This window comes from Streptomyces sp. CA-106110, from assembly GCF_050936285.1.
GTDB lineage: Bacteria > Actinomycetota > Actinomycetes > Streptomycetales > Streptomycetaceae > Streptomyces.
Genome location: NZ_JBNJNB010000001.1, coordinates 336,212 through 352,538, shown reverse-complemented (window position 1 = coordinate 352,538; position 16,327 = coordinate 336,212). Strand labels below are relative to the sequence as shown.

General features: G+C 68.6%; 16 protein-coding genes and 2 pseudogenes. 10 read left to right on the top strand and 8 right to left on the bottom strand.

Annotated elements, in window-relative coordinates:
- Positions 1-52: 52 nt before the first annotated feature.
- Entirely contained in the window at positions 53-253 is a 201-nt protein-coding gene (locus tag ACQEXA_RS01795) for an SDR family NAD(P)-dependent oxidoreductase (protein WP_433134412.1), read from the bottom strand.
- Between the two features lie 164 nt (positions 254-417).
- Here ACQEXA_RS01795 and ACQEXA_RS01790 point away from each other — a divergent pair, with 164 nt between their 5' ends.
- Entirely contained in the window at positions 418-1,152 is a 735-nt protein-coding gene (locus ACQEXA_RS01790; protein ID WP_432937874.1) for a hypothetical protein, read from the top strand.
- A 99-nt stretch (positions 1,153-1,251) separates the two neighbouring features.
- On the opposite strand, the gene ACQEXA_RS01785 is transcribed toward ACQEXA_RS01790, so the two are convergent.
- Positions 1,252-1,695 carry an alcohol dehydrogenase catalytic domain-containing protein gene (locus ACQEXA_RS01785; RefSeq protein ID WP_433134410.1) on the bottom strand — a complete coding sequence of 148 codons (444 nt, stop codon included), beginning with the start codon at positions 1,693-1,695 and terminating at the stop codon, positions 1,252-1,254.
- A gap of 266 nt (positions 1,696-1,961) precedes the next feature.
- On the opposite strand from ACQEXA_RS01785, the gene ACQEXA_RS01780 reads away from it, so the two are divergent.
- Together ACQEXA_RS01780 and ACQEXA_RS01775 are read left to right on the top strand one after the other, a co-directional pair.
- The gene (locus ACQEXA_RS01780) at positions 1,962-3,203 is read left to right on the top strand and encodes a PP2C family protein-serine/threonine phosphatase (RefSeq protein ID WP_433128303.1); all 1,242 of its coding nucleotides are present in this window, start codon (positions 1,962-1,964) and stop codon (positions 3,201-3,203) included.
- 851 nt (positions 3,204-4,054) lie between these two features.
- Positions 4,055-5,179 (top strand): alpha/beta fold hydrolase, encoded by a 1,125-nt coding sequence (locus ACQEXA_RS01775; RefSeq protein WP_433128301.1) that lies wholly within the window; start codon positions 4,055-4,057, stop codon positions 5,177-5,179.
- A 208-nt stretch (positions 5,180-5,387) separates the two neighbouring features.
- Here the strand turns inward: ACQEXA_RS01775 and tnpA are convergent.
- Positions 5,388-5,630, bottom strand: a pseudogene (tnpA, locus tag ACQEXA_RS01770) (IS200/IS605 family transposase); the annotation flags it as partial.
- A 571-nt stretch (positions 5,631-6,201) separates the two neighbouring features.
- Positions 6,202-6,594: a hypothetical protein gene (locus ACQEXA_RS01765; protein ID WP_432937881.1), complete on the bottom strand. Its 393-nt coding sequence runs from the start codon at positions 6,592-6,594 to the stop codon at positions 6,202-6,204.
- Positions 6,595-6,621: 27 nt separating this feature from the next.
- Here ACQEXA_RS01765 and ACQEXA_RS01760 point away from each other — a divergent pair, with 27 nt between their 5' ends.
- Both ACQEXA_RS01760 and ACQEXA_RS01755 read left to right on the top strand, forming a co-directional pair.
- A complete protein-coding gene (locus ACQEXA_RS01760; protein ID WP_432937884.1) occupies positions 6,622-8,121 on the top strand; it encodes an ATP-binding SpoIIE family protein phosphatase in 1,500 nt (499 codons plus the stop codon).
- A 486-nt stretch (positions 8,122-8,607) separates the two neighbouring features.
- On the top strand, positions 8,608-8,745 hold the full coding sequence (locus ACQEXA_RS01755) for an Ig-like domain-containing protein (protein ID WP_432937887.1): 138 nt from the start codon (positions 8,608-8,610) through the stop codon (positions 8,743-8,745).
- Between the two features lie 85 nt (positions 8,746-8,830).
- On the opposite strand, the gene sigJ is transcribed toward ACQEXA_RS01755, so the two are convergent.
- Positions 8,831-9,784 (bottom strand): RNA polymerase sigma factor SigJ, encoded by a 954-nt coding sequence (gene sigJ / locus ACQEXA_RS01750; RefSeq protein ID WP_433128299.1) that lies wholly within the window; start codon positions 9,782-9,784, stop codon positions 8,831-8,833.
- Positions 9,785-9,935: 151 nt separating this feature from the next.
- Between sigJ and ACQEXA_RS01745 the strand changes: the two genes are divergently transcribed.
- The gene (locus ACQEXA_RS01745) at positions 9,936-11,072 is read left to right on the top strand and encodes an LUD domain-containing protein (RefSeq protein ID WP_433128297.1); all 1,137 of its coding nucleotides are present in this window, start codon (positions 9,936-9,938) and stop codon (positions 11,070-11,072) included.
- 408 nt (positions 11,073-11,480) lie between these two features.
- The gene (locus ACQEXA_RS01740; protein WP_432937894.1) at positions 11,481-12,002 is read left to right on the top strand and encodes a hypothetical protein; all 522 of its coding nucleotides are present in this window, start codon (positions 11,481-11,483) and stop codon (positions 12,000-12,002) included.
- A gap of 240 nt (positions 12,003-12,242) precedes the next feature.
- On the opposite strand, the gene ACQEXA_RS01735 is transcribed toward ACQEXA_RS01740, so the two are convergent.
- Entirely contained in the window at positions 12,243-12,404 is a 162-nt protein-coding gene (locus ACQEXA_RS01735; protein ID WP_432940086.1) for a hypothetical protein, read from the bottom strand.
- Positions 12,405-12,586: 182 nt separating this feature from the next.
- A pseudogene (locus ACQEXA_RS01730) lies at positions 12,587-12,691 on the bottom strand (hypothetical protein); the annotation flags it as partial.
- 22 nt (positions 12,692-12,713) lie between these two features.
- Here ACQEXA_RS01730 and ACQEXA_RS01725 point away from each other — a divergent pair.
- The 3 genes from ACQEXA_RS01725 to ACQEXA_RS01715 all read left to right on the top strand — a co-directional run bounded on the left by ACQEXA_RS01725 (position 12,714) and on the right by ACQEXA_RS01715 (position 14,462).
- Positions 12,714-13,712: an RNA polymerase subunit sigma-70 gene (locus tag ACQEXA_RS01725; protein WP_433128295.1), complete on the top strand. Its 999-nt coding sequence runs from the start codon at positions 12,714-12,716 to the stop codon at positions 13,710-13,712.
- Between the two features lie 5 nt (positions 13,713-13,717).
- A complete protein-coding gene (locus tag ACQEXA_RS01720) occupies positions 13,718-13,921 on the top strand; it encodes a hypothetical protein (protein WP_432937900.1) in 204 nt (67 codons plus the stop codon).
- Positions 13,922-14,006: 85 nt separating this feature from the next.
- Positions 14,007-14,462 (top strand): DUF6069 family protein, encoded by a 456-nt coding sequence (locus tag ACQEXA_RS01715; RefSeq protein ID WP_432937903.1) that lies wholly within the window; start codon positions 14,007-14,009, stop codon positions 14,460-14,462.
- A gap of 170 nt (positions 14,463-14,632) precedes the next feature.
- On the opposite strand, the gene tnpC is transcribed toward ACQEXA_RS01715, so the two are convergent.
- Positions 14,633-16,081, bottom strand: a complete 1,449-nt coding sequence (tnpC, locus tag ACQEXA_RS01710; protein WP_432920114.1) for an IS66 family transposase — start codon at positions 16,079-16,081, stop codon at positions 14,633-14,635.
- Positions 16,082-16,327 lie beyond the last annotated feature (246 nt).

The following is a 16,327-nucleotide window of genomic DNA, read 5'->3' as shown; positions in this document are numbered from 1 at the left end:
CCCACCCGAGCACCTCAGACCACCAACGGACGATCACAACCGATCCCGCCGATCACGACCACCGGGCCAGTAGCCGGTTACCGAGACACGCTCCTAGCTCGAGTACCCGCCGCGCCACGGCTTCCAGACGGTTGCGCCGTCGAGCCACCAGGGCGACCGCTGCTCCCTGCTGCGCGAGCGCGACAGCGGTTGCCGCGCCGATGCCGCTGCTAGCCCCGGTGACCAGGGCCACGGTGCGGTCCAGTCGCTCCATGATCGCCTCTTCCCACACGTGCTCTGCATGGACTCCAAGCTGTTCTCACCGAGCGTGCTCCCGGGCGGGCACAAGAGGGACCAGGGACGTCCCTGGTCCCGTACCCCGGTGGCCACCGCGGCGTGTGCGAGGGTGAGTGGCGCGACTGCCCTGTCGTTCCTGACTTGTTCAACCGATCTCAGACGAATGAGCTTGGCGGTCTGCTCACGCTGCTCTCGAAGTCCGTCGGCGAAGGTGGCATCGGTGACGAATTTCGTGCGGGACAGGCATGTGTTGCCCTTGTCGCAAGACTGATGGGCTTGTTTTTGAACCTGTCGGTGTGGGGGCGGGCGATTGCGTCTTCGTGCGGTGAAGCTGAGAGCGTGAGCATCAGTAGCGAGCGTCCGGTGACTGCTGAACAGGTCTATGCCGCACTGGCGGCTCTGGGGGCTGAGTCGGTTGATACGAAAGTGCGACCCGAGGGGCCGCGGGACGAGGACCGTCTGCATCTGCTGGGGAGTCTGCTGGCGAGGACAGAGCTGGAAATCACCGCCGCGACGCGTCTGGCCGGGGAGGAGGGGATCGAGGACGTCCTCGACACGTCGCTCGGCTGGACGGATCAGGTGGGCCCTGACCCCGGCCTTGCGGTCAACGTCCTGACGAACAGGCTGCACCGCACTGCAATGCAGATTTCGCCCGGGGCGGAGGAGCTGTCACGGGGCCGGGAGGCTGCCTTCGCCGCCGTCATGACGGCGGTGTATACGCTCAGCGCCCAGTTGCATGCGGAGCACGGTGATATGGAGGGAACCCGACGGGCTCTGGGTGGGGCGGAGGAAGCGGTCATCGACATCCTGCAGGGCATGCATGACCTGCGCGCCGCCATCGGCGACGTGGCCGGGCAGGAGGACGCAGAGGGCTGACCCGCTCACCCGTCCGGCGTTCGGTCATCGAGACCGTATTGCGTACGGAGCTACGACTCCAAGACGGCGTTGATGAGCTCTTGACCTGCGACAACAGGTTCAGATACAGCGTTTGCACGCACGCGCAGGGACCCCGAGCACGTGCCGGACCTGACACTGCCGGAAGCCCGCTACGCCGACCGTCCGCTGCCCTGCAGGGAACGCTGCCACCGTGGGACACCCAGGCCGCGATCGATGTGCTTGCGTGCCGCCCGGAACGTCATGAGCCACGCAGAATCGACCTCCGCGACGCCGTTCTGAGTGAACTTTGTCGGGTTCGGACAGAACGTAGTCGGCGTCCATCACGACGTGGGTGGAGTAGCGGCCCTGGGTGGTGCCGTCACGGTCGACTCCGGCGTAGGTGGGGACCAAGCCGCTCAGGCAGTACTGCTCGTCACCGTTTCGGTAGTAGGCGCACTTGCCACAGGAGTTGACCATGCAACCGACGCCGACGCGGTCGCCGACCTGGTACCTGGTGACATCGGCGCCGATTTCAGTGACGATGCTGACGATCAGGCCGAGGCGAGGGACTGTCCGACTCGAGGCGAGCGCGACTCAAGCCGGACTCGCACACCTCGCGTCGGCATCTCCCTCACCGCCGAGCATCTGGGTCCAGGGCGGCGTGTCGAGACGGCACGGCCAGGGATGTCCCAACACCGCTCTGATCAGTGCATCGGTGACACTCCAGGCGCTTACACGGTGGTGTGGTGACCGGCAACGCGCATAGTGGGAACCGAGAGGGGGGCGACTGATGGGAACGGAGGGCGTCGGTGTCCACACCGCCGATCGACTACCAGGCGTTGTTCGCCGCCACACTCAGTCCGTATCTGGTGCTGGGCCCCGATCTGGTGATCCTCGACGTCAACGAGGCGTACTGCCGTGCCGTCCGCCGTCCTCGTAAAGACCTGGTCGGGCGGTATCTCTTCGATGCGTTCCCCGAAAATCCGGCAGACCCCGATGCCGAGGGGGTGCGGAACCTGCGTGTTTCCCTGCACCGGGTTCTGTGCTCGGGGGAGCCGGAGGCGTTGGTGGTACAGAAGTACGACATCCCCGTGCCCGACCGCCCGGGGATGTTCGAGGAACGGTGGGGCGCTCCGACCAACGTCCCCGTGCGCGGACCGGACGGACAGGTGGCGTGGATCCTTCACCGGGTGGACGACGTGACCGACTTCGTACTCTCCCACGCCGACCGCCTGCGGCCGGATCAGGCACCCAGCGAGCGGCAGGCCCTGGAGGCCGAACTCTACGTGCGGGCACAGGAACTCCAGCGGTTGAATGAACAACTGCGGCGGGCTCACGCCAAAGAACGGAAGGTCGCCGTCACCCTCCAAGAGGCCATGATGCGGGCTCCGGACCTGGCTCGGCACCACAACATCGCGGTGCGCTACCTGCCCGCCGCCAAAGGACTCAACGTATGCGGCGACTGGTACGACGTGGCGGACCTGCCCGACGGCGGCTTCACCGTCGCGGTCGGCGACGTCGTCGGCCACGGCCTGGAGGCCGCCGCCGCCATGGGCATGCTCCGCAGCGCCCTGTCCGCCGCCGTCCGCGCCCTGCAAGAGCCCGCCCAGGCCATGGAGGTCCTGGGTCTGTACGCACGATCGGTGGAAGGGGCACTGGCCACCACCGCGGTCAAAGCCGTCATCGACACTCACCGCCGCCACATCACCTTCAGCAGCGCCGGCCACCCCCCACCGATCCTCGTCCGCCCCGATGGCACCTTCGTCCTGCTCGACCAGGCCACCGACCCGCCGCTGGGAGCCCGCCCACGCCATCTCCCGCGCCCCCAGGCCGCCCTGTCCTACAGCCCCGGGGAAACCCTCGTGCTCTACACCGACGGCCTCATCGAACGCCGCGGCGAAGACATCGACGCTGGCCTGCACCGGCTCACCGACGTCCTCGCCGCCCACGCCCGCCTCGAGCCTGAACACGTGGCCGACACCCTGCTGTCCCGCCTCGGCGTCAGCGGCGGTGGAGACGACGACATCGCCTTGATCGTCGTCCGTCTGTAGTCCTTCCGTTGCCCGGTACCCACACCCCGCTGTCACCGGGTGGTCTCCTGAGCCCGTTGGCCTCCAGGCGTGGACAATCGACAGTTCGCGCCGGATGGGATCAGACCCGTCCTCGATCGGTCACGCACCTCGAGAGGCCCAGCGACTCGGCGCCTGCGCGTGCGCTGCTCACCGGGGGCGCGTCTCACTTGGTGGGCGTCAACGCGCCGCCGATGGCAGGGCAGGCGGCATCGCTCAGTTGTGCAGGCCCCGCCTGCTGACGCGGTCGGCGTCCGGCAGTGAGTGTCACCTCGTCAGTTGTAGCAGCGAATGTCGTGGGACAGCACCCGTTCGCCGTCCGCGCTGATCACCGTGACTGGTGACGTTCCTTGCCTGTATCGGCCCAGCCGAGGTCCGGGCGGGCACGCCGGCTCATGCTGCATCGATCACCCGGACGGCCCTGCCCTGCCGTTCTTATGGCGGCGATCGCGTCGCGTCTCCGACGTGGCGGTCGATTCGACCCGCGGATCGGGGAGGCAAGGTCCCGTCAGCCGCCAAGCGGCTTACCTCTGTGGCCACACCCTGAACCCACGGGTTGTCCCCCCGCGGGTCGTCCGACCAGAGCAGGCACGTCGTGAAAGCAGGAACGGCAGGACAGGCCTCAGCCGAAGCTCCATTTGCGGCAGTTGGAGGCGCGGCACAGCATGGGCTGCACAGGCGTGATGCGCGCCTGTTCTTGGGGTCTATGCGTAGGCGTTGTGTGCTGGCGAAGTTTGCTGCCGCGACGCATTGCCCGCATTCCTGGACGCCGAGGTGATCGGTCTCCACGCCCTCACTGAACAAACGCTCGTCAGGTATGGAAGAGGAGCCTCATGCCTCGGGAATCTGCGAACGAAAACTCCGGAGACCAGGTCAACGCCAGGATGCCCCGGCGCCACGTGCTGCGCACGGCAGGCGTGGGTGCGCTGGGGCTAGGTCTGGGAGGCGTCGCGCCGACCGCTGTCACGATGCCGGGCAGTGCGCCCCCGGACTCCCATGTCAAGCCCGATCCCACCCCGGAGGGCCTCGGCTCCGTCGTCCAGGCGCCGCACTTGCCGCCGGGGTTCACCAAGACGTTCACCAGCCGGTACATCAACACCGGCCAACTGCGCCTGCACGCGGTCATCGGCGGCGACGGACCACCACTGCTGCTGATACACGGCTGGCCCGAGACGTGGTACGCCTGGCGCCTGGTGATGCCGACACTGGCCCGGGACTTCAAGGTGATCGCGGTCGACCAGCGCGGCGTCGGGCTGTCCGACAAGCCCAAGACCGGCTACGACACCCGTACTCTCGCGCGCGACATGGTCTCGCTCATGGAGGCGCTCGGCTACCAGCGATTCGCCGTCGTCGGCCACGACACCGGCATGCCGATCGGCTACGCGCTGGCCGCGGATCACCCGGAGCGGATCGACCGCCTGGCCGTCGCAGAGGCCTTCCTCCCGGCCGTGACTCCCTCACCGCCCCTGGTGGGCTCTGCGCAGGTCAACAACAGGCTGTGGCACATCCCCTTCAACCGGCTCACGGACGTGAACGAACAGCTTGTCAGAGGACGCGAAAACATCTACTTCGGCTGGCAGTTCGCCACCAAGGCCGTACAGAAACTCCCCGATTACGCTGTCACGCACTACGTCCAGATCCTCGCCTCCCAACGGGACGCCCTGCGTGGCAGCTTCGGGTGGTACCGAGCGCTTGACACCACCATCGCGCAGGACCAGCAACGCAAGATGCGTCCGCTGACTCTCCCCGTCCTGGCGATCGGCGGAGCAGGGAGCCTGGGTGCGAACGTTGCGAGCACGATGAAGCTCGTCGCGCACGACGTCCACAGCGTGGTCATTCCCGGCTCCGGTCACTGGGTCGCGGAGGAGGCTCCCCAACAGATGCTGGCGGCGCTGACCGCTTTCCTGGCCCCCTACCGCGACCGAGCGCGACGCGCACAGCCCCAGGCCACCGCGTAAATTGGACTTCCGCCGGTGGTGGGCCGAGCATGACGTAGCCTAGTGCGCCCATGACACGGTGCGCTATCGGCATCCCCTGGTCGGCGACACCACCATCCCCATCTTCGGAGGGAATCTCCGCCTTCAGGCGGGGAGGGAATCCGATCCTGAGCCCCGTGGCGCGGGGCGCCGCAGCTTCTCTCCGGAGTGTTCCGACCACAGCCCGCGCTCAGTCGGGCCGCACCTGGTTCTCGATGTAGTCCTTGACCACTTGGGGCGGTGCTCCGCCGTATGAGCCGGCGAAGTAGGAGCCGGACCAGAATCGGTCGTGCATGATCGCCCGGTTCACGCGGCCGGCGAACTCCTCCCGCAGGCGGCGCGAGGAGACGCCCTTGAGGAAGTTGACCAGGTTGGAGAGGGCGACTTTCGGCGGGTAGTGCACCAGCAGGCACACGTGGTCTTCTTCGCCGTTGGCGGCCCGCGGCACCGCGGCCCTCCAGCTGTCGGTGTCAACGGGCCGCTGGGATCTCCTGCAGGAGTGCCGGCATGCGACGCAGGCCCGGGTCTTTGCTGGCGTGCGGGTGGCCGACAGTGTGACGGTCAGTGATCGTGGTCCGGGCGATTCGTTTCGGCGCAATGCGCGGTCTGCCCGGCGCGACGGTGCCATCGAGCTGCGAGGGCACCCCAGCCGGGACAAAGCGGGCGCTGTACTTTGCCCACGGGTGCGACCGCTGGGACAGAACACCTCCCTCGTGTGCGCGGCAGTCGGTGTGCCTGTCCTCTGCGGAACTCGGGTGGCACGATGGCCGGCAGCCTCCAACGATGGGAAATAGCCCAGGCTGTCGTTGGATGGAACTGCGTGAAGGCCTCCGACACCGCGCAGGGCCCGCCGCAAGGCCGGGTGCCCACCCTCCTGGCTTTTGGAGGTGTACTACGTGCGACCAATTCAGCCAAGCAGAAGCTTCGCTTTCCTGCTCCTCGGCGTTGCGCTGATCTCAGGCCTGGAATTGGCTTTGGCTGCCTCTCACGTGCAGGTGATGGGCCTACCGGAGTATTCCGTGCTGATCACTGTCGTGGCCAGTGCTCTGTTGCCGCTGCGACAGACCGTGATCGTGGGCCTTTTCAACCTGGCCGCCGCCATGGCGATCTACGGGATATTCCTCCGGGAAATCGGGCAGGCCAGTCAAATATCGGTCATCATGGCGTTGGTCGTCGCGCTGGGCATGAGCGTGGTCGTCTGCCGTGTCCGTATTGCAAGGGAGAGACGATTCGAACGCCTCATGATCGCTCGCGAGCGGCTCGCGTTGCTCAGCGAGGCCAGCAGCCGTGTCGGCAGCACGCTCAACGTGGCTCGAACCGCTGAGGAACTGACCGAAGTAGCAGTTCACCGCTTCGCGGACCACGCCGCCGTGGACCTCTTCGATCGTGTCCTCCAAGGTGAGGAACCTGCCCCCGGTCCTCACATGGGCGAGATCACCTTGCGCCGCACCGCCCGTCAAACGGGCCCGGTCGCCCTTGCTGGCACTGCACGGCCGGGTGAGACCGTCACCTACCGCCAGGGATCGGTACCAGCCCTGAGTCTGAGGACAGGCGAACCCATGAGGGCGGAGATCGCCGATGCCGCCTGCTGGCCTGCCGATACAAACGACGCCAGCATGAACGCACCACACTCCGCGCTGGCTGTCCCTCTCCGTGCCCGGGGAGTGACCCTTGGTGCGGCACTTTTCACACGCTCCCCGAGCCGGGAGCCCTTCGATGCCGATGACCTGCTGCTGGCGCAGGAAATCGGGGCACAAGCCGCGGTATGCGTGGATAACGCCCGCCGCTACACCCACGAGCGCACCACCTCCCTGGCACTTCAGCAAAGCCTTCTGCCCCAGACGGCCCCGAAGCAGCCGGCCGTGGAAGCAGCCACGCGCTACATCCCCGCCAATTCCCAGGCCGGAGTAGGCGGCGACTGGTACGACGTGATCCCGCTTCCGGGAGCCCGCGTCGCCCTGGTCGTGGGCGACGTGGTCGGGCACGGCGTCCATGCCTCGGCAACCATGGGGCGTCTGCGAACTGCGGTACGCACGCTCGCCGACATCGACCTGCCACCCGACGAACTGCTCACCCACCTCGACGACCTCGTCACCCAATGCCGCATGGTCAGCGACCGCACGCAGGAGGCCAGTCGCGACGTCGGAGCGGATTTCGGTGAGGTCGGTGCGACCTGCCTGTACATGATCTACGACCCGGTCTCGCGCCGGTGCACAGCCGCACGCGCCGGTCACCCACCACCGGCCGTGGTGCGTCCAGGAGGAGACGTCGACTACTTCGACATTCCCGCCGGCCCTCCTCTGGGCGTCGGCGGCCTGCCCTTCGAAACAGCCGACCTGGACCTGACCGAAGGCAGCCTGCTTGTCCTGTACACCGACGGTCTCATCGAATCCCTCAGGTATGACCTGGACGAAGGGCTCGAGCGTCTGCGAAAGACCCTGTCCGAGCCGACGCCCTCTCTGGAGGACACGTGCGACCGCGTCCTGAACTCGATGGTCGCTGGTCGCGCCAGAGACGATGTCGCCCTCGTCATCGCCCGCACCCAAGAACTCGACAGCAAACACGTCACCACCTGGGACTTGTCGGAGGATCTCGCCGAGGTCGCCCGCGCACGCGAGCTCGCCTCGCTCCAACTGGCGAGCTGGAACCTGCAGGAGTTGGCGTTCACCACGGAACTCGTCGTGAGCGAACTGGTCACCAACGCCATCCGCTATGGCGGGCGTCCCGTCCAGCTGCGTCTGCTGCGCCAGGACACCTTGATCTGCGAAGTGTCCGACGGCAGCAACACCGCCCCCCATCTGCGCCGGGCCCGCATGTTCGATGAGGGCGGACGCGGGCTGTTCATCGTGGCGCAGCTCGCCGAGCACTGGGGCACACGGCAGCGGCCAGAGGGAAAGACCATCTGGGCCGAGCTGCGACTGTAAACAGGGTCGGGGACCGGCGCATTGGCCGATGCTCCATTTTCCAGTCCCCGCCGCTGTGACTGACGGTGGCAGGGCGTAGGTGTACAAGTCGGTGGCAGGCTGAACGGCGGTAGGCGACGATCGCGAGGGCACTGCCCTTCACTCTCGCCGCAGGCACCCGAATTCGTTGCGGTGTTCAACGGTGTGGTGCCGTGCTGACGACGGATCGATACCGGGTCGTCTGTGGATGCTTCGGCCGTGCGGCTACGTGAAGTCCCCGCGGTCGGAGGACGCTGATCGAGCACAGGGCCGTTTCGCCCGCAAGATCGGCAGGACAGGGCCCAGTCAGCACCCTTCCCGCCCCAGCATCCCGCCTCGGGCGGCTTTTCATACCCTCGGGAGGCTCCTGTCTGCGACCACCCTCGCCGTTGGAACCGGCACGAGCCGGCCGCGACCGGTGCCGAGGTCGGCGCCGGAAGTAGGCGGATCGGCGACCCGGTCTCGCACGTGTGGTCGTCCAGCGACGCCAATGTCGCCTCGGTCGACCCCGTGACCGGCGAGGTCAGCGCCCACCGCGCCGGCACGGTGGGCGCCTCGGTCACCAGCGGCCGGATGACCGGCAGCGTGCAGCTCACCGTGAGCTGACGCCGCCCCGGCGAACAAAGCGCCCCGGAACCCCCTCGGTTCCGGGGCGCTTCACGCTCCCACGAACGCCGGCCCGTTAGGGCCGTCAGGACAGCCCCCATGGGCGGAGCTTGTCCGGGTTGCGCACCGCCCAGATGTGCGTGATCCGGTCGTCGTCGGCGACCTCGAACGCGAACACCGTCTCGATCCGGCCCTCGGACTCGACCACCAGGCCCGGCAGCCCGTTGACCGTGCGCTCGAGGATCGTGCGGGGCGGCGCGAACCGGGCGATCGTCAGGTAGAGGCGGGCGATCTGCTCGGCGCCCTCGATCGGCAGCAGGTGGGCGACGGCGCGGCCACCACCGTCGGAGATCGCGGTGGCGCCCGGGTCGAGCAGGCCGATCAAGGCTTGGATGTCGTGCGCCTCCCAGGCCGCCTTGAACCGCCGGACGACGCTCGCCTGCCGGGCCGCGTTCGGCCTCGCCTCGGCCCGCGCGGCGGCGATGCGACGGCGGGCCGAGGACGCCAGCTGACGGCACGCCGCCGGGCTGCGGCCGACGATCTCGGCCACCTCGGCGAACGGGTAGCGGAAGACGTCGTGCAGCACGAACGCGACGCGCTCGGCCGGGGTCATCGACTCGAACACGACCAGGAAGGCCATGGTCACCGACTCGTCGAGGGTGATCCGGTCGGCCGGGTCCACGCCGGCGCCGCCCGCCGCCCCGGCGATCCACTCGGCCGGGTCGGGCAGCGGCTCGGGGATCCATTCTCCGACGTAGGCCTCCCGCCGGGCGCGCGCCGAGCCGAGCAGGTTCAGGCAGATGCGGCTGGCCACCTTCGTCAGCCAGGCGCCCGGGGACTCGACGGCCTCCTGCTGCGCCCGGGACATCGCGTACCAGCGAGTGTAGGTCTCCTGGACGACGTCCTCCGCGTCGGCCAGGGACCCGAGCAGCCGGTAGGCGAGATTGAGCAGCTGTCGCCGCTCGCTCATGATCGTGCTCAGGCCCGGGTCCCGCTGCTCGTCTGCCTGCCGCTGTGCCTGTTCCGACGGACTGGTCATACGCTCTCCGGCTCCCTCGTTCACGTTCCCTCTCCATTACGACAAATCAGAGCGGCGGAATGTGAGGTCGGCGGCTCGCCTCACATTCGGCGTGGCTGCGTTGTCGGACCGGTGAAGACGAGTACACCATCCACAGGACAGGACGCTGAGCATGAACGACTTCCAAGAGATCGCCGACCGCGTCGAGATCGAGGCGCTGCGCGGCGAGTTCACCGACGCGGCGATGATGCGCGACCGTGCCCGCCTTGCCGCGCTGTTCACCCCTGACGGCGTTCTGAGCATGCCCAACGTCCCGGTCGAGCTCATCGGCCGGAGGGAGATCCGGGCCGGAGGCGAACGCCTGCAGAGCCAATGGGACTTCTTCGTGCAGAACAGCCACCCGGGCACGATCCGGATCGACGGCGACACCGCCACCGGTCGCACCTACATACAGGAGATCGCACGTCTGCTCGACGGCCGCTCGGGCCTGAACTTCGCCATCTACCACGACAGCTACCGGCGTACGCCGGAGGGATGGAAGTTCGCCGAACGGGTCTACGAGGTCAGGTACGTCGACACCACCCCGCTGGGAGGTTCGGCACCCGGCCCCGACGCTCAGGCGCACGGCTCTGGTGAGGCCGGGGACGCCGGCCGGACACCGGGTGCCGGTAAGGCGGACGCGTCGGCTACGGGGGCGGCCGACGCCTTCAGCGCACCCGCGTCCGCCGAACGGCTGGACCGGGCGATCGCGGCGCTGCAGGCGAACGGCTTTACCGCCGAACTGCTCGACAACGCCGCGGCGGCCCGCGCCCGCATCAAGGATCTGATCCCGGAGGGCGCAGGCGTGTTCACCGGGGCCAGTGAGACGCTTCAGCTCTCCGGCATCGCGCAGGACATCGAGACGGGCGACCGCTACCAGGCCATCCGGCCGCGCGTCCTGAAGATGGACCGCGCCACCGAGTCCGACCAGATCCGCCGGCTGGTGGCCACCCCCGACGTCTTCGTCGCCAGCGTCGCGGCCGTCACCGAGACCGGCTCGCTCGTCATCGCCTCGGGCAGCGGCAGCCAGCTGCCCGCCTCGGCCGGCGGCGCCGCAAGGGCGATCTGGGTCGTCGGGGCACAGAAAGTGGTGCCCGACCTGAGCACCGCACTGCGCCGGGTCGAGGAGCACGCCCTTCCGCTGGAGACCGCACGCGCCCAGGCCGTCTACGGGCAGCCGAGCGCGATCAACCGTCTGCTCGTCCTCAACGCCGAGCCGCAGCCCGGGCGCGGCACTGTCCTGCTGCTGCGCGAGGCCATCGGATTCTGACATCCCGCGCGGTGAGGACGTCAGAACGACGCGGGGCGGACGGCGAGCCGTATCGGGATCGCCGTCCGCCCCCACGCCCTGCCTTTTGCGGGTGCTGCCGCGCCTAAGGGCTGCCCCGCAAGACGTGCTTCGGCCGACGGCGGCAGGGCGCAGGTGTGCAAGTCGGTGGCAGGCTGAAAGGCGGCAAGGGACGATTGCGAGGGCACGGCCTTCTCTCGCCGCACGCACCCGAACTCGTTGCGGTGTTCAGCGGTGTGGTGCCGTGCTGACGACGGATCGATGCTCGGCCCGGCCTTTCCACACCGGGCCGGAGAGGACGCGCGTGTCACGCGCTCTTGAAGATCGTTTGGCCTTCACCGAACTGGTCTCGTTGCATGGTCACTTTGTTGACGACGGAAGCCTTGACCGGTGGAGGAATTGTTCACCTCCGATGTTGTCTACGACCTCACCGACCGTATGAATCACCATGACGCCACGCAGGAGGAGGAGCCGCCCGAGCACCTCCGCTTCTGGGCCTACCTGAGCAAGCTGGAGCATGTGACGGAGGCCGATGAGGTCGACTTGGTCAGCGAGGTTCTCACCGATCCGGACCAGACGATGGCCCAGTCCGCCGTCCTGAGGCACCTGGACCGCCGAGCTACCGACCTTCACTCAGGCTCCGCCTACGACCCCTGGGTCGAGAAGATGACCCAGGCCACGACGCGTTATCCGTTCCTGACCCAGCGCCTGCGCGAATGGTGCCTCTTCCGAGCCGTCACGCTGGGGCAGCTGTGGCGTCCGGACGCCTTGCTCGAGTCATCCAGCTGGTTCCAACTCAAAACGGCCGAAGCGACCAACGCCGCCGCCCTCGAAATCCTCGCCGACCGGGGACGCACCAAGCGGATCCGCAACACCGCCCGGATGAACTTGCTCCGGCAGAACCGACGCTGAGCTGCAGTCAACTCACCCACAAGTCCTGACTATTGCTCGCGTGAGTTCGTCCGCCCCCTCTGGGTGCCCACCGCTGACAGTCGGCGGGACACTGCTTCCGGCTTACCGGGCGCTTGAGTAGCCCCCAGCTGGGCCAGCCGATCCTCCAGCGTGGGGCTGAGAGGTTTGTCGCGCGGCCTTCGCCGGCGACAGGAACAACGCGTGCCGGCGTGGCACTTGAAGGCTGCTGCCACGTCGCCTTCAGCCAAGGGTGCCCAGACGCGCCGGCCTGGTCGTGCCGTGCACCGCGATGCCCAGATGCTCAACCGTCGGCGTGACCGCCGGCAGTGCGGCCTTCGCGGCAGCGGTGAACGCCGCGTTCGCGATCGGCCAGGACACCTCGAAGTCCCGCGTGGCCTGCACCAGGTGCGCCCGCCGTCGACCACAGCCGACCCGATCGCGGCCCGAGACCTGGCCGTCAGCCGGAGCCGCGGCGGTATCGACGGCAGCGCCTCGGTGAACGTCTTGCGTGCACACCGCTCGTTCAGGCAGCGCCAGCGGCGCTTGGTCGAGCGCAGCGCGGTCCGGCGGCCGGCCGCTGGAAGGTCCCGGGGCCGCGTCCGCACCCGCGAGTGCGGACGCTCAGCTATGCCGACCGACCCTGGTGATGAGTTTTCGCGCCCGCACCCGTCACACCTACGACGGGACACGACGAGGCGGAAGGATGAGGCGATGAGCGCGGACACACGGCTGGAGGAGGTGGACGTGAGCGGTCTGGGCGAGGTCGACGAGCCGGCGTTCTCGGGGCTGGCGGAGCGGCACCGGCGGGAGCTGCACGTGCACTGCTACCGGATGCTCGGGTCGTTCGAGGACGCCGAGGACACTGTGCAGGAAACGTTCCTCCGCGCTTGGCGGCGGCGGGAGACCTTTGAGGGGCGGTCGACGTTCCGGGCCTGGCTGTACCGGATCGCCACCAACGCCTGCCTGGACCTGCTCGCCAAGTGCCGTCCGGAGCCTGCGACCGGCGGCGAGGTGCTGTGGCTGCAGCCCTACCCGGACCGGCTGCTCGACGAGCTGCCCGCGGGCGACGCGGACGAGCCGGAGACCGTTGCCGTCGCGCGGGAGACGATCGAGCTGGCGTACCTGGTCGCAGTCCAGCACCTCGCGCCGCGCCCGCGGGCCGTGCTGATCCTGCGGGACGTGCTCGGCTGGCCGGCGAAGGACGTCGCGGAGCTCCTCGGGGACTCCGTCAACTCCGTGAACAGCGCGCTGCAGCGGGCCCGCGCCTGCATGCGGGGGCACCTGCCCGCCGAGCGGCAGGACTGGACCGGCGGCGAACAGGACGCCGGGACGCGCGAGCTGGTGCGCCGCTATACCGAGGCCAGCCTGGCCACGGACGTCGACGAGCTCGCCGCACTGCTGCGGGACGACGTCCGCTGCTCGATGCCGCCCACGCCGGGCCTGTACGTCGGCCGCGACGCGGTGGTGAACGACTGGGTCGAGAGCGGCTTCGAGGGCATGACGGGCCTGCGCGCCGTCCTCACCTCCGTGAACCGGCAGCCCGCCGTCGCCTTCTACCTCTGGCGGAAGCGGGAGGGCGCGTACCTGCCGCTGACGATCGACGTCCTGCGTGTCGCCGGCGGGGCGATCACCGAGATCGTCACGTTCCACGACGACCAGTTCCCGCGGCTCGGGCTGCCGGAGCGCCTGCCGGCGGACGGCACGGAGTAGTCCCGGTGTGGACGCTCGCGCTGCGCGGTGGCGCGCGTGTCGCGGTGGTCGTGGCGGAGTGGTACGACGCGTTCGGCGTCGTCACCCGCGGGCGGGCGCAGCTGGAGCTGCACGACGGCGAGCCCGGGCCGGTCCTCGGACGCGACGCCGGATTCTGCCTCCGCGGCACCGGCGTCCGCGCCTGCGGAACCCCGACCGTCGCACGGTGAGGGTGCGCATCGTCACCCCAGGGCCAGGACCGTCACATGCCAGTCAACACCCCGTACGCCAGTTACCGAAGGATGGAGGAACGACATGAACGGCATGAATGACACCGGGGTCGTCGCAGGCCCGGCATCGGGCCAGACCAGCCACACCCACCGACTCCGCAGGCTCGCCGGCACCGGCTTCATTGCCACACTCGCGGCGATGGTGGCCACCACCCTTGCCGCGGCGCTTGCCCAGGCCGTTGGCGTCGACTTCCAGGTCCCCGATGGTGGCGAGACGATCCCGTTGTCCGGGTTCGCCGTGGTGACTGGCTTCTTCTCGGTCGTGGGCATCGTCATTGCCGTCGCTCTTCTTCGTTGGAGCGATCGCCCCGCCAAGCGATTCGTGTGGACGGCAGTGTCGCTGACCGCGATCTCGTTGGTCCCGCCCCTCCTCTCCGGGGCAAACACCGCCACCACCACCGCCCTCCTCGGGCTACACCTCGTCCCTGCGACGGTGATGATCCCCACCCTGGCCCGAAGCCTCCGCACCCGTACCGATTGACGATCCCGCAACGGAACAATGCGCGGCGCAAGGGCGCGCGCGAGCGCACCAACGTGGCGCCCGGTGCTGCCACCCTCCATTCCAGGTTCCTTTTCTTGGCCAATTCGAAACCTGAGTCGCGCGTGCGAAGAAGCACAGGGCACCTTGCGGGATGGTGACTGGTTTGGTGGTCAGGCTGGGGTGGGGATCCAGGCGCCTCGGCCGTCGAAGAGTCGGGTGATGGTGTCGAGCAGGTTGCGGCCCTGCTTGGCGGCGGTAGATAGGTAGCCGCGCACGGCGAAGAAGCGCTCGGCTCCGGGTGCCGTGCGCCAGCCGCCGGAGATCTTCTGCTGGATCTTGGCCATCCGGATGGCCTGCTCGCTGGTGTTGTTGTCGAAGGGCACCCGCCAGTCGAAGGCGAACCGGAGCACCTGGTGGCTTTCGGTGTCGAGGCGGTCGAGCAGGTTCGCGGCCTTGTCCCGTTTGCGGCGTGGTTCGCCGGGGGCGCGGGGCGGGTGCAGGGTCCGTCCGGCGGCGATGATCTCCTCGTAGCGGGCGGTGAGGCGTTCGAGGGCGTCGACGGTGAAGCCGGTGGCGTGAGGGTGCGCGGTCTGGATGTTCTTGATCTCGTCCCAGGTGTCCACCAGCAGCGCGGCCAGCTCTTCGGCCCAGTCCTCGGGGTGGCCGGCAGGCGCGTTGTCCACGACGGAGGCCAGTTCGCGCAGGTGGTGGGCATTGCATAGGGCGTGGACCGCGTCGGTGTACGTCTTGTAGGGCTTCCAGCCGTCGTGGACCGCGATGCCGGTGAAGTGCGGTAGGACGCCCATGGCTTCGAACGCCTTCACGCCGCGCTTCGTGTGGACCTGGTAGAGCGTCAGCGAGCGGGTGCAGGCGGTGTGTACCCAGCAGGTGCGCCCCGCGATCCGGGTGCCGGTCTCGTCGAAGCCGACCACCTCGCACTCGATGAGTTGCTGCCGCACGGCCTCGGTGTGCGGGGCGACTGCCTCGGCGGCCTGCCCGGCCCACCCGAGCAGAGTCGCGGTGGCCACATCCGCGTCCAGGCAGTCGGCCAGCAGTTCGGCGCACCGCTCATAGGGCAGGTGCTGGCGAGTGAGCAGGTAGACCGCCAGGCTCTTCAGCCGCGGCCCGTACTGGGCCGGGGCGGCGGGGGCGTCGGAAGGGGTGGCGGCAGCGTTGACCTGCCCGCAGGCGCAGCGGCGGTGTTCGATGCGGTGCTCGGTCACCCGCAGGCGGATCTCGGGCAGGTCGAAGACCTGCCGCCGCTCGATGGAGACTACCTCGGCCCCGGTCAGGTCACCCGCGCAGCCCAGGCAGGCGGTCGGGGAATGGACCTCGATCGCGTCGGGCTCGTCGACCTGCATCAGCGCGCCCCCGGCGCCGCCGCGGGGCTTGCCCGGGCCTCGGCCCGAGGGCTTACGTAGCGACGTCGGCCTCGCCAGCCCGTCGCTGGACGGCGGCTTGGAGGAGTTCTTCGAGTTCATCCCCAGACGCCGCTTCAGCTCACCGTTCTCCGCGCGCAGCTCAGCGATCTCGGCCCGGGCGGCCGTCAGCTCGGCCCTCAACTCGCCAACGAGTGCAATCAGTTCCGCGTAGCTCGGCAGCGGCGGGGTGTCGGACACGAGATCCAATGATCAACGAGTTGGACGCCAAGATCAACTCAGTGCGCCAGGACCACCAAACCAGTTACGCGGGATGAAGACCAAATGCCATCCGTGTCTGTCGGGGCGAACCGGGTACCCCGGTCGCGTTTCACCCTCGCCGACCCCGCCGTCGCGCCTCCCATTGCCCGTTCCTTCGGCGACAAGAGCGGCCTGTCCCATGGCCGTCCTGCGCGCGGGACGGGTGACGCCACTGTGGCCGGAGGG

Excerpts from the sequence above, each read along its gene's own strand:
- ACQEXA_RS01795 (WP_433134412.1), bottom strand. The coding sequence starts at position 253 with ATGGAGCGACTGGACCGCACCGTGGCCCTGGTCACCGGGGCTAGCAGC.
- ACQEXA_RS01760 (WP_432937884.1), top strand. The coding sequence starts at position 6,622 with ATGGGCGAGATCACCTTGCGCCGCACCGCCCGTCAAACGGGCCCGGTC.
- ACQEXA_RS01775 (WP_433128301.1), top strand. The coding sequence starts at position 4,055 with ATGCCTCGGGAATCTGCGAACGAAAACTCCGGAGACCAGGTCAACGCC.
- ACQEXA_RS01725 (WP_433128295.1), top strand. The coding sequence starts at position 12,714 with ATGAGCGCGGACACACGGCTGGAGGAGGTGGACGTGAGCGGTCTGGGC.
- ACQEXA_RS01745 (WP_433128297.1), top strand. The coding sequence starts at position 9,936 with ATGAACGACTTCCAAGAGATCGCCGACCGCGTCGAGATCGAGGCGCTG.
- ACQEXA_RS01715 (WP_432937903.1), top strand. The coding sequence starts at position 14,007 with ATGAACGGCATGAATGACACCGGGGTCGTCGCAGGCCCGGCATCGGGC.
- sigJ (WP_433128299.1), bottom strand. The coding sequence starts at position 9,784 with ATGACCAGTCCGTCGGAACAGGCACAGCGGCAGGCAGACGAGCAGCGG.